Annotated in this window: 12 protein-coding genes; 6 read left to right on the top strand and 6 right to left on the bottom strand. The window is 70.1% G+C overall.

The window, feature by feature from the left end; all coding sequences use genetic code 11:
• Positions 1 to 11 precede the first annotated feature (11 nt).
• On the top strand, positions 12 to 1,961 hold the full coding sequence (locus AC5DRG_RS46890) for a protein kinase domain-containing protein (RefSeq protein ID WP_491806415.1): 1,950 nt from the start codon (positions 12 to 14) through the stop codon (positions 1,959 to 1,961).
• 12 nt (positions 1,962 to 1,973) lie between these two features.
• Here AC5DRG_RS46890 and AC5DRG_RS46885 read toward each other — a convergent pair whose 3' ends face one another.
• Positions 1,974 to 2,927, bottom strand: a complete 954-nt coding sequence (locus AC5DRG_RS46885; RefSeq protein WP_491806414.1) for an ABC transporter substrate-binding protein — start codon at positions 2,925 to 2,927, stop codon at positions 1,974 to 1,976.
• Between the two features lie 335 nt (positions 2,928 to 3,262).
• On the opposite strand from AC5DRG_RS46885, the gene AC5DRG_RS46880 reads away from it, so the two are divergent.
• Positions 3,263 to 3,817, top strand: coding sequence for a cysteine hydrolase family protein (locus tag AC5DRG_RS46880; protein ID WP_491813348.1), 555 nt, complete (start codon positions 3,263 to 3,265; stop codon positions 3,815 to 3,817).
• Between the two features lie 49 nt (positions 3,818 to 3,866).
• On the opposite strand, the gene AC5DRG_RS46875 is transcribed toward AC5DRG_RS46880, so the two are convergent.
• Positions 3,867 to 4,175 carry a MarR family winged helix-turn-helix transcriptional regulator gene (locus AC5DRG_RS46875; RefSeq protein ID WP_491813347.1) on the bottom strand — a complete coding sequence of 103 codons (309 nt, stop codon included), beginning with the start codon at positions 4,173 to 4,175 and terminating at the stop codon, positions 3,867 to 3,869.
• An 18-nt stretch (positions 4,176 to 4,193) separates the two neighbouring features.
• Positions 4,194 to 4,316: a hypothetical protein gene (locus tag AC5DRG_RS46870; RefSeq protein WP_491806413.1), complete on the bottom strand. Its 123-nt coding sequence runs from the start codon at positions 4,314 to 4,316 to the stop codon at positions 4,194 to 4,196.
• Between the two features lie 105 nt (positions 4,317 to 4,421).
• On the opposite strand from AC5DRG_RS46870, the gene AC5DRG_RS46865 reads away from it, so the two are divergent.
• Positions 4,422 to 7,298, top strand: a complete 2,877-nt coding sequence (locus AC5DRG_RS46865; protein WP_491806412.1) for an AAA family ATPase — start codon at positions 4,422 to 4,424, stop codon at positions 7,296 to 7,298.
• Positions 7,299 to 7,304: 6 nt separating this feature from the next.
• Here the strand turns inward: AC5DRG_RS46865 and AC5DRG_RS46860 are convergent, their stop codons facing one another.
• Both AC5DRG_RS46860 and AC5DRG_RS46855 read right to left on the bottom strand, forming a co-directional pair.
• Complete coding sequence (locus AC5DRG_RS46860) at positions 7,305 to 7,475, bottom strand: hypothetical protein (protein WP_491806411.1); 171 nt, start codon at positions 7,473 to 7,475, stop codon at positions 7,305 to 7,307.
• A gap of 4 nt (positions 7,476 to 7,479) precedes the next feature.
• The gene (locus AC5DRG_RS46855; protein ID WP_491806410.1) at positions 7,480 to 8,220 is read right to left on the bottom strand and encodes an AAA family ATPase; all 741 of its coding nucleotides are present in this window, start codon (positions 8,218 to 8,220) and stop codon (positions 7,480 to 7,482) included.
• 221 nt (positions 8,221 to 8,441) lie between these two features.
• On the opposite strand from AC5DRG_RS46855, the gene AC5DRG_RS46850 reads away from it, so the two are divergent.
• Positions 8,442 to 9,320 carry an LLM class F420-dependent oxidoreductase gene (locus tag AC5DRG_RS46850; protein ID WP_491806409.1) on the top strand — a complete coding sequence of 293 codons (879 nt, stop codon included), beginning with the start codon at positions 8,442 to 8,444 and terminating at the stop codon, positions 9,318 to 9,320.
• An 80-nt stretch (positions 9,321 to 9,400) separates the two neighbouring features.
• Entirely contained in the window at positions 9,401 to 10,930 is a 1,530-nt protein-coding gene (locus AC5DRG_RS46845) for a GMC family oxidoreductase (RefSeq protein ID WP_491806408.1), read from the top strand.
• A 19-nt stretch (positions 10,931 to 10,949) separates the two neighbouring features.
• On the opposite strand, the gene AC5DRG_RS46840 is transcribed toward AC5DRG_RS46845, so the two are convergent.
• Positions 10,950 to 11,594 (bottom strand): TetR/AcrR family transcriptional regulator, encoded by a 645-nt coding sequence (locus AC5DRG_RS46840; protein ID WP_491806407.1) that lies wholly within the window; start codon positions 11,592 to 11,594, stop codon positions 10,950 to 10,952.
• A 57-nt stretch (positions 11,595 to 11,651) separates the two neighbouring features.
• Here AC5DRG_RS46840 and AC5DRG_RS46835 point away from each other — a divergent pair, with 57 nt between their 5' ends.
• Complete coding sequence (locus AC5DRG_RS46835; RefSeq protein WP_491806406.1) at positions 11,652 to 12,119, top strand: nuclear transport factor 2 family protein; 468 nt, start codon at positions 11,652 to 11,654, stop codon at positions 12,117 to 12,119.
• Position 12,120: the final 1 nt, after the last annotated feature.

The raw sequence follows: 12,120 nt of genomic DNA, 5'->3' as shown, positions 1-12,120 counted from the left end.
CGGCTGTCGGCATGGAACCCCCAGCCGAGGTTCCGCTCCGCGGCAGCGACCCCGGACGAGTCGGCCCGTACATCCTGATGTCGGTGCTCGGCAGCGGTGGCATGGGCAGGGTCTACCTGGGCCGCAACGCCCAGGCCGGGGGCGGCCTCGCCGCCGTGAAGGTGATCCGGCCCGAGTACGCGGAGGATCCGCAGTTCCGCAAGCGTTTCGAGCGGGAGGTCGGCGCCCTGGACCGGGTCAAGGGCGCGCACACCGTCGGCCTGTTGGGCAGCGGCAGCGACGGGGACCTGCTGTGGGTGGCCACCGAGTACATACCGGGCCCCACCCTCACCGAGGCCGTCGAGGCGCGCGGGCCGATCGGCGCGGAGGCCGCCTGGCGGCTGGCGGCCGACCTGGGGCGGGCCATCGAAGCCATCTGGCGTGCGGGGATCGTGCACCGGGATCTCAAGCCGTCCAATGTGATCCTGGCGTCCGACGGCGCCCGGGTCATCGACTTCGGCGTCGTTCAGGCCGTCGGCGCCACGCAGATCACCACCACCGGCCAGAACGTGGGCACGCCCGCCTTCATGTCCCCGGAGCAGGTCAGGGGCAAGGAGGTGACGGCCGCGTCCGACGTCTTCTCACTGGCCTCGGCGCTCACCTTCGCCCTGGCGGGCAAGGCGCCGTTCGGTGACGGCACGGGCGTCGACATCCTGCACCGGGTCGCGTTCGAGGACCCGAAGGAGGGCGTCCTCGACGAGGTGGAGGCCGTCGACGCGGAGCTGGCCGCCTTCATCCGTTCGTGTCTGGTCAAGGATCCCGAACTGCGTCCGACGCCGGAGACGGTGTTCAGGACGGCCATCGGCCACCAACTGTCCGAACCCGCCGGCAGCCCTCGACGCGCTGCCTCACGCAGCGCGTTGGCCGGCCTCGGACGGCCTGCTCTCCGGCGCGCGAAGGACGACGCACCTGGTCCGTCGGAAGAGCACGCGCCGCAGCCGGCCGCCCCTGGCACGGCCTCGCCCTCTCCCCGCAGACGAAGGATCGCGCTGAGCGCCGCCGCCGCGGTCATCGCCCTGGTCGTCGGCGGTACCGCGATGGCGCTGCGGGACCAGGGCGGCGACGCGTCGGCGGAGCCCCTGCATGGGTCCACCGCCACCGTGACGGACTACGCCCCGGCACCCGGCGCCACACCGACCGGCCCGTCCGTGTCTGCCCCCACCAGCGCGGACGCGACGCAGGACCAGGCCGTGGACACGTCCCCGAGCTCCTCCACCGCGAAGGACCCTTCGAAGCTGGACATCCGGTCGGCCGCCTGCCCCTCCGCGCTCACCTCGGGGGACGACGGGAACTGCGTCACCGCCCTCCAACTGCTCCTACGGGGCTACGGCCTGGACGTCACCGCCGACGGACGGTTCGGGGCGAGCACCCTGGCCGCGGTGAAGGTCTTCCAGACCGAGGCCGGGCTCGTCATCGATGGGAGGGTCGGGGCGGAGACCAAGAAGTCCCTGTACGGCCAGCCGCGCGGGCCACTGCGGACCGGTACGGTCACGGTGACCGAGAGCGTCGACGCCGTCTCCGTCGACCGGTGCCTCGACGCCGACCCCACCACCGCGAGCCAGGTGAACGAGACCATTCAGGTGTGGACGTGCACGGGCGCGGCCCGCCAGCGGTGGGCTCTGTACCCCGTGCCCGGCCAGAAGTCCCGGTACGTCGTGGTCAACACGGGGACGCACCGCTGCCTGGATGCCGACGCGGGCACCCTCGGCCAGAACGGCCAGCGGATCTACGGCAGGACATGCGCCGGACTCCCCGCGCAGCGGTGGACACTGGGCTCCGGCGCGTCCGGCGGCCAGACCCTGGTCAGCGTCCCCGACGGCTTCTGCCTGGACGCGGACGCCGCCACTTCCGGGAAGGACGGCCAGATCGTCCAGGGCTTCGGATGCGCGGGCAGCGTCAACCAGGTGTGGACCTGGCGCTGACGCCTGGCCCGCTTACGAGAACAGGGCGTCCAGATCGGGCTTCTTGTCGCCGAAGAGGCCGTCCGTCTCGCCGAGTGCGGCCAGCTTCTCCAGGGAGTCCATGTCGACCTGCGTCGGCCAGCTCGGCAACGTGAGCTTCTCCAGCACCTCTCCGTCGATCTTGGTGTAGGTGGTGAGGATCTGGCGTGCCTCGTCCGGGTGCGCGGAGGCGTACTCCAGCGACTCGTTCATCGCCTCGGTGAACTTCTTCACCAGGTCGGGGTTCTCCTTGGTCAGCTTGGTCGAGGTGAAGTAGGTCGCCACGGTGAGCTTCGGGTCGGTCTCGGCGAACGGGCACGCCACGACGCGGGCGCCCTGCGCCTTGGCGATCGTCTGCGCCGGTTCACCCATCCAGGCGGCGTCGACCCGGCCGTCGTCCAGCGCGGCCGGCATCTGGTCGAACGGGATCTCCACGAACTCGACCTTCGCGGGGTCGCCGCCGGCCTTGCGGACCGACTCGCGCACGGTCGTGTCCCCGATGTTCTTGAGGGTGTTGACCGCCACCGTGTGCCCCGCGAGGTCCTTGGCGGACTTGATCGAGCTGTCCTTCTTGACCGCGATCCCGGTGACGTCGGTCGCGGTGTCGCCGTTGCTGGCGGCCCCGTTCGCGACGGACTTGACCGGTACGGACTTGGTCTGGGCGATCATCAGCGACGTGGTGTTGCTGAACCCGAACTGGAACTGACCGCTCACCACACCCGGAATGATCGCGGCCCCGCCCTGGGCACTCACCATCGTCAACTCGATGCCGCGATCGCTGAAGAAGCCCTGCTTCTGCCCCAGATACAGCGGTGCCACGTCGACTATCGGGATGATGCCGACCTTGACCTGCGTCGTCCCGCCCGCGCTTTCCGAGGAGGACCCGCATCCGGCCGCACCGGCGACCGTCACCACCGCTGTCGCAAACCCGAGAACACGCCGTCGCATGGAGCCCTCCTGAGGTCGAGCACCTGTGAGGTCCGAGCAGGTTGTGCATCTTCACGACGGCTGAAATCTACACAGCTAACTTCACGCTGTCACCGCTCCGGACAAGCAGTGGGGGGACCAATCAATGAGTGAGGATCGCGGTGCGGTGCGACCACTCCTCGCTGTCGACCTGACGGAGCATGAAGTCGGCGACGTCGGCTCGGCTGATGCGACCGCCGACCTTTCTCGGGGGTCTCCAGGACGGTGTAGGTGCCGGTGAAGGCTTTGTTGGTGAGGATTTCGACCGTCACCTGGCGAACACCAACCCCAAGTCCGCTCACTGACACCGCACCGCCCTGCTGCTCATGGACTTCCAGCCGGCCGTTCTCGCCGCGGTCCCCGATTCGGACCAGGTGCTCTCCCGCGCGCACGCGGCCCTGTCCTGGGCCCGGTCCAACGACGTGCAAGTCGCCCATGTCCGTGTCGCGTTCACCGCCGAGGACTTCGCCGCCGGGCCCGCCCGGAACAAGGCCTTCGCCCCCGTCGCGCAGAGCGAGTTCCTCGCCGACGGCAGCCCCGAGGCGGCACTGCACGAGTCGTTCGAGGTGCATGAGCGGGACATCACCGTGCGCAAGACCCGTATCAGCGCGTTCGCGAGCGCCACCGACCTGCCCGCCACCTTGCGCGACCAGGGCATCGACACGCTCGTCCTCGCCGGACTCTCCACGGGCGGAGTCGTACTGACGACCCTTCGGCAGGCCGCCGACGACGACTTCCGGCTCGACGTCTTCCAGGACGCGACCGGCGACCCCGACCCCGAGGTCCACCGTGTCCTGACCGAGAAGGTCTTCGCGCACCAGGCGCACGTCATCAACACCGACGAACTGTGGGCGCTGAGCAAGACGGCCTGAAGCCTCCGGTCCGGGCGTGCCCCATGGCCGCCCGGACCGAAGCCGACCGTCACATGCCGCTGTCCGCGATCCGGTTCATGATCGCCGCGGCCTTCAGCAGGATCTCGCGCTCGTCCGCTCGCAGGTGAGCCTCGATCGCTCCACCGAGCCAGGACACGCGGGCTGCCGGGATCGTCTGGATCAGCGCCCGTCCCTCGGGTGTCGCGTGGACGAGTGCCTTACGGCCGTCGCTGGGGTCCTTGCTCGTGGTGATCAGGTCTCCGGCGCGAAGGGCGGCGAGCGTCTCGGCCATCGACTGGCGGCGCACATGCTCGGCCTGCGCCAGCTCGCTGGCCGTGACGGAGCCCTCCTCGGCGATCCGGCCCAGAGTGGTCAGCTACGACCAGGTCCACTGCCTGTCGTCCGGCGTCGACTCCGTGCGCAGCCGGGCACGCAGCCGGGTCATCGCCTTCATCAACTCGGCGGCGGCCTCGGCTTCCGGCATCGGGTCGCTGGTCATCCGTCGACCCTACCCAATGGGCAGGTCACCTGCTGTTACTTGGCCCGCGGTGAGTTTGACAACTATTTGCGTAGTCAAGCACATAGGTGGGTCTATATTGAGACCGTGACAACCTCCGACAGGCGTCGCCAGGCCGAGGAGCCGACACGATCACCGTCAGGCGCACGCCGGCTCCTGGGGCGTACTGCCGAACTGTCACTGATCGACTCGTTGCTCGCCGGAGACGGCCAGGTCGGCTCCGGCCTCCGGCTGCGCGGTGAACCCGGGGTCGGGAAGACCGCGCTTCTGGACGCCGCCGCCGCGCGGGCCGCGGACCTCGGTATGCGTGTCCTGCGCGCCTCCGGCGTGGAGTTCGAGACCGGGATCGCCTTCTCGGCGTTGCACCAGCTGCTCTACCCGTTGCGCCATGACGTCGACCAGCTCGCCGACCACCATCGCGACGCCCTCCACCAGGTCTTCGGCCTCACGCCCGTACCGGCTCCGGACCCGCTGGTGTCGACAGCGGTGCTCGCTCTCCTGGAGCGGACCACCGCCGAGCGCGGGTTGCTGATGATCGCCGACGACGTGAGTTGGTTCGACCGGGCCAGCGCGGCCGTCCTGGGATTCGTCGTACGGCGCATCGCCGACGCCCCGATCGTCGTCCTGGCCGCCGCCCGGACAGGCACCGAAGCCCTCTTCCGCCAGGCCGGACTGGCCGAGCACTCGGTCGAACCGCTCGACGCGAGGTCGGCGGCTGAAGTGCTGGACTCGTACTCGCCGGGGCTGGCACCCGCGGTACGCCGACGGCTGCTCGCCGAAGCCGTGGGCAACCCGCTCGCGCTCCGGGAACTGCCCCTCGCGCTGACCGACGGGCAGCGCTCCGGCCACGACCCACTGCCTGCGCGGCTGCCCCTGTCGAGGCAGCTGGAGGCGGCCTTCGTCGCGCCGATCGCGGAGCTACCCGCGCCGACCCGCAAGCTCCTGCTGCTGGCGGCGCTGGACACCGACGCCGAACTGCCCACGCTACGGATCGCCGCACAGGGTTCCGCCGACGTCGACGACCTCGCCCCGGCCGAGCGGGCCGGCCTGGTCCACCTGCGTGCGGCCAGTGGTGGCGTGACGTTCCACCACCCGCTCACCGCTTCGGCGGCGGTGCACATGACGCCACCCGACGAACGCCGGGCCGCGCACCGGGCGCTGGCCGCCGCTCTGGCGGACGACCCCGAGCGCCGCGCCTGGCATCTCGCGGAAGCCGCCATCGGACCCGACGAGTCGGTGGCGCGTGCGCTGGACGAAGCGGCCCTGGCCGCCTGGCGGCGCGGCACCCGCTCCCCCACCGACCAGCAGGACCTGGACGGGACCGTCGTCACCGACCGCCGGCGCGTCGCCGCGTCCGCCGCGGTGTCGGCGCTCATGCGCGCCGGTGAACTCAGTCCGCACCCGGTCGACCGGTCCCGCCGTCTGGTCGAGGCCGCCTACCTCGCCACCATGACTGGTCAACTCGACCAGGTGAACCGGCTGTTGGCGGAAGCGGGACAGGCACCCGACACCCCGACCGGACTGGTCTTCGCCGCCGCGGCCCACCTCCTCACCCATGACGAGGGCGATGTCGACACCGCCTACCGGCTGCTGGCCCGGGCGCTCGACGAGGTCACCGGCACCGACCGGAAGGACGACTGGGACCAACTCGGGATCCTCTACGCCCTGCTGCTGGTCAGCCTCTACACCCTCAGGCCCGAGCCATGGGCGCTGCTCGATTCCGCGATGGCCCGCTTCCCGGCGGAGACGGTCAGCACATTCCGGCTGTGCTACGACGCCTACGTCGACCCCACCCGTAAATCCGACGCGATCCGGCGAGGTCTCGCGGACGCGTTCGCCGCGCTGCCCGCCGACGCGGCACCCTGGCAGCTCGTCCCACTGGCGTTCGCCGCCGTAGCCATGGACACCTTGTCCGAGTACCGGTACCTGCTCCACCGCATGGTCGACCGGGAACGCGACGGCGGCGCCATCGCCATGGTGATCCCCGCACTGATGCTGCTCTGCCACGACTCCTACGTCCACGGACAGTGGGACAAGGCGGAGCAACTCGCGCAGGAGGGGCTGGAGTTGGCGGTGGCCTACGGCTACCACTTCTGGGAAGGCCAGGTTCGGGCCCTGCTGGCGTCGGGCGCGGCTCTGCGCGGCGACGCGGATCTCGCCCGTACCCGCAGCGAGGAGACCACGACCTGGGCGACACCTCGCGGCATGGAGGTGACGGAGGGATACGCTCGATCGGCGCGCAATCTCGCGGCCATCGGCCAGGGCGACTTCGAGGAGGCCCTCGTCCAGGTGGCGAAGATCGACGCGCCCGGCGCCCCCAGTCCCGGCGTCCCGGGCCGGTGGGTGGTCCTCGACCTCGTGGAGGCGGCGGTCCGTACCGGCCGCGTCGAGGAGGCCCGGGCGCACGTCCGCGCCGCCCAGGAGGCCGGCATTCCCCTCATCGGGCCCCGCACGGCCCTGATCACCGCGGGGGCCGCCGCCCTGGCCGCCGACGACGAGGAAGCCGGTGCGTTGTTCGAGACGGCGCTGGCCCTCCCGGAGGCCGCCGGCTGGCCTTGGGAGCACGCGCGCGTGCAGTTCGCCTACGGCCAATGGCTGCGGCGTACCCATGACCTGGCCGGGGCTCGGCTGCACCTGGGCGCTGCCCTGGAGACGTTCGACCGGATGGGAGCGGCGATGATGGCGCAGCGGGCCGCGGGCGAACTGCGGGCCACCGGCGTCTCCGTCACTCGGTCCACCGGCACTTCGGCGGACGCGCTGACCACCCAGGAACGGCAGATCGCCGAACTCGCGGCCACCGGCCTGAGCAACAAGCAGATCGGCGAACGGCTGTTCCTGTCGCACCGCACGATCGGCTCCCACCTGTACCGCGTGTACCCCAAGCTGGGCATCACCTCGCGCGCCGCCCTTCGTGGTGCGCTGGAGGCGATGTTCCCGGCCGACGAACAGGACCGGGCACCGTAGGCCCTGTCATCCGTTCTCCCGGTACATCGCCACGGCAGTTGTCGGCAGATCGAGCCGCCGCGCGACCTCCTCGTCCGACAGCCGCAGGCCGACGAGCTCGGCGATCTGCCGGCGCCGCCCCGAAGCCGACTCCGGCCAGTCGAACGGGACTCCCATGCCACGCAGTTCGAGCCGCACGTCGTCACCGCAGGCGAGCGCACCGGTCGGGTCGAAGGTTTCCTGGGCTCGACGACGCGATGTCTTTCGGCAGTTCCAGCAGGGCCAACGGATTACCCCGGGCCTCGTCGAGGACGCGCCGCCGGTCCTCCGGGCGCAGACCGGGGGCGTGCACGGTCAGGATCCGCTCGGCGGCCTCGCCGTCCACGCCGCCCACCGTCAACTCCGGGAACCCACAGCTCAGAAAGGGTCCCTCATGGCCCGAGCGCATCACGGCGACGACGGCCACCGGGCCGGTGAGCCGGCGCGCCACGAAGGCCAGCACCACATGCGACTGCGGGTCCAGCCACTGCACGTCATCGGCCAGCACCAGCACCGGCCCGTCGGCGGCCACCGCCGCGAGGACATCGAGGACCGCGAGCGCGACCAGGAAGGTCTCCCGCGGCGAACGCTCGGCCGACCTGAATGCCGCCCACAGGGATTCCCGCACGCCCCGCGGCAGCAGCGCGACCTGATCGAGGACGGGACGGAGCATCCGGTGAAGACCCGCGAAGGACAACGCCGCCTCCGCCTCCACTCCGACCAGACCAAGCACTTGGAAGCCTCGGGCGCGACCCCTGGACTCCAGCTCGCGCACCAGCGACGACTTGCCGATGCCGGCTTCGCCGAGAACCAGAAGGACCCCACTGTCCGGCGGCGTCCGCTCCAAGAACCCGGCCAGCACCGAGATCTCCCGCTGCCGTCCGAGCAGTACCGGAGCACCCATGACTTCCCTCCGCAACCCTTCGCGATCAGCACGCTAGGGCCGGCACCGCGCGGTGGGCTTGAGTCATTCGACTGCTCCGCTCAATGGCCGGGCATCACCATCGGCGTCGCCCGACCGCGCAGGAGGCTCTTGCACTCTCTTTTATTGCTTGACAAAGCATATAGTGGCCCCGTCATACTCGATGGCGATCGTTCCAGCGGTTCGTACGACGGAAGGCCCGCATGAACCTCGGCGTCGCCATCGCGGATTTCACCCAGCCCGGGGGCCCGGCAGGTATCGCGCGTCACGTGGGCCGCCTCGCCCGCGCCGCGGAGGAGTACGGCTTCACCCGTATCGCCGTCATGGATCACCTCTTTCAAATCGGCGTCGTGGGCGCCTCCGAACAGGAGATGCTGGAGGCGTACACCACACTGGGCTATCTGGCGGCGTCCACCGAACGGGCGGAACTGCTCGCCCTGGTGACCTCGGTCGGCTATCGCGAACCCGGGCTGCTGGCCAAGATGGTCACCACGCTCGACGTCCTTTCCGAGGGCCGCGCCGCCCTGGGCATCGGCGTCGGAGCGGGCTTCAACATCGCCGAGGCGCGCGGCCTAGGGCTGCCGTTCCCTCCCGTCGCGGAACGGTTCGAGCGACTTGAGGAGACGCTTCGGATCTGCCTGCAGATGTGGAGCGACGACGAAAAGCCCTTCGACGGCCGGCACTACCGGCTCGAGCGCACCCTCAACTCCCCCGGCACGGTACGGCGACCCCATCCGCCAATCCTGATCGGCGGATCCGGCGAACGGAAGACACTACGGCTCGTCGCGGAGTACGGGAATGCCTGCAACCTCTTCCACGCACCGGACCTCCAGCACAAACTCGACGTGCTCCGCGGACACTGCGATCGCGTCGGGCGCGACTACGACGAGATCGAGAAGACGGTCCTGCTCCCACTCGACCCCGGTCCACGCGGCGAGAACATCCCGGTCCTGCTCGCGGAACTGCGGCGGCTGGCCTGCATCGGCATCGACCACGTCATCGGACCGATCCGCGGGGCCGACCAACACGCCGCGCTACGACTGCTGGGCGAGCACCTCGTCACGGAAGCACTACACATCTGAACACGTCCGACCGAGCGCACCGCTCAGTCGACGAACGCCATTTGATTTGCTTGCTGAAGCATATACATGGGGAGATGCAGATGAGCACCACAAGCGGACAACCCGGCCGCGAGGCCAACGTCGTCATCATCGGCGGAGGTTCAGCCGGTGCCGTGCTCGCCGCCAGGCTCAGTGCGGATCCGCGACGCACGGTCCTGCTGATCGAGGCCGGACCCGACTACTCCGCCGGACGAGTCCCCGAGGGACTGCTGACCCCGCACCTCCTGGCCGACCCCGACCACGACTGGGGCTACAGCGCGCGGGCCACGGACTCCGCCCCGAGTATCCCGGCGCCGAGGGGCCGGACCATGGGCGGCAGTTCGGCGGTGAACGCGGGGGTGGCGATCCGGGCGCGTGCGGCGGACTTCGCCGCCTGGGAGGAGCGCTACGGGATCAAGGGCTGGTCGTACGAGGAGGTCCTGCCGACCTTCATGGCCATGGAGAACACACCGACCGGCGACGACGCCTATCACGGCCGCACCGGCCCCTTCCCCATCCGGCAGTGGACGTACGAGGAACTCACCACTCCCCTGCGGGCGTTCGTGGACAGCGCGGCGGATCTGGGATTCCCGCGGAACGGCGATTTCAACGGCGCCCAGCAGGGAGGCACCGGCGGCTACCCGGTCAACATCGTCGACGGGGTGCGCCAGAACACCGCCCTGGTCCACCTGACGCCCAAGGTTCGGCGCCGGCCCAATCTGACGGTGCTGAGCGGCGTCACGATCGACAAGGTGCTCATCGAGGACGGCGTGGCGCGAGGTGTCGTGAGTGCGTCGGGCGAGGTCTTCCGGGCCGCTGAAGTGGTGCTCTCCGCCGGCAGTTTCGGCAGCCCGGCCATCCTGTTGCGCTCCGGCATCGGACCGGCGGAGGATCTGCGGGCCCTCGGGATCGACGTGGTCGCCGATCTTCCGGTGGGCCGCGGGTTGCAGGACCACCCGTTCTTCCACTCGCTGTTCGCCCTCGCGCCCGAGCACCAGACCATGACGTTCGCCTTCGGGGCCCATCTGTGGCTCGCCTCGCGGGACGCGCACGTCGGCGAACTGGACCTCAGCGTCACCGCCACCCACCTGCTGGACGGCTCCTTCAGCCCGACCGGCGGGGCGATCCTCCTGGCCGCGGCCCTCACCCGGCCGGAGTCGCGCGGTTCGGTGCGGCTGGCCACCTGCGATCCCTACGACGCCCCGGTCATCGACAACAACTACCTGGCGACGGCCAGGGACCGTCGTCGCATGCTGGAGGGCGTGAAGCTCGTACGCCGTCTGGCGAGCACCCCGCCCTTCGCCGGTGCGGTGGCCGCCGAACTCGTTCCGGGTGACGCGATACGCGGCGACGAAGAACTGGCGGCGGCGATCGCGGCGGGCATCTCCACCTACGGCCACCCGACCTCGACCGCGCCCATGGGAGGGCCCGGGGACGAGCGGGCGGTCGTCGACGAGTCGGCGGCCGTGAAGGGGCTGGCGGGTCTGCGCGTGGTGGACGCCTCGATCATGCCCGAGGTCCCGTCGACCGTGACCAACGCGACCACCATCATGATCGCGGAGCACATCGCGCGGCGGGTGTACGGGAGTTGACGAGAGTCGGCGCCGACTCCTACAAACGATCGGACGTGTCCGTGGAGTCTGCGTCGCCGTCGGGCGCCCACCAGGCGGGAGCGCACGCCACGGACGCGTCGACCAGGTCGTCCTTCGTGACGGACGGGTCGTTGAGCCAGGCCCGGATGGCCCCGGCGAAGCCCTGGGCCATGAACTGCGCGATCACCTGACGGTTGGCGTCGGGCAGCCCCGGGTGGTCGCCGCGGGCCATGAACGCCAGGGCGTAGTCGCTGAAGTGGCGTACGAGCGCTTCGTACACCCCGCTGTCCGCGGGATCCGCGAGGGCGTGCCGGTACACCGGGAGGAACCGCTCGACGTGGTCGGCCACCTCCGCCGTGGCCAGGCGGAGCAGTTCGTGGGCCGAGTACCCGCCCTGTGTACGCCGCTCCTCCTCCAGGCGGTGGCCACGCTCCAGGTCCGCGTAGAGGACCTGTATGAGCAGTTCCAGCGGGGTGCTATAGCGGTTGTAGAACGTCGCGCGGGTGACCCCGGCACGGTCGGCCAGTTCGGCGATGGTGATCCGGGAGACGGGCCGCTGCGCGGCGAGGTCCACGATCGCCTGCTCGAAGGCCTGGGTCGTGCGGGTGATGCGCGGATCGATCCGGTCGTTCAGGGTTCTGCCCTCCTGGCGTTCACGTTGCACTCTGCCATGAGCAGTGATTTTATACATCTGTCAAATAATGGGTCGAAAGGAACCGTGATGGCCTCCCACACTTCGCTCTCGCCCCAGGAAGCCGCCGACCGGTTGGCCATCCGCGAGTTGGTCGACGCCTACGCGCACTGCGCGGACCGGCGGGACGCCAAGGGCCAGATGGCCCTGTTCACCGAGGACACCCGCTTTCTCGTGTTCATGGACGCCACCGTGGCCGAACCGACGCAGGAACTGCGCGGCCGGGAGTCCCTCGCCCCGGTGTTCGACAACCTCAACACCTACCGGGCCACCACGCACTTCAATGGCCAGAGCACCATCACCCTGGATGGGAGCCGGGCAACGGGCGAGAGCTACTGCATCGCCCACCACATCTCTGTCGACGACTCCGGACAGCGGACGCTCATGATCGCCTCCATTCGCTATCTCGACGAGTTCAGCAAGCAGGACGGCGAGTGGTTCTTCGCCGAGCGCCGGCTGATGGTCGACTGGACCGAGACGCGGGCCTCCACGCCCTGAC

The organism is Streptomyces sp. JLBG701 (assembly GCF_058544905.1).
Note: the sequence above shows the minus strand (reverse complement) of the source record. Positions and strands in the feature narration are given on the sequence as shown.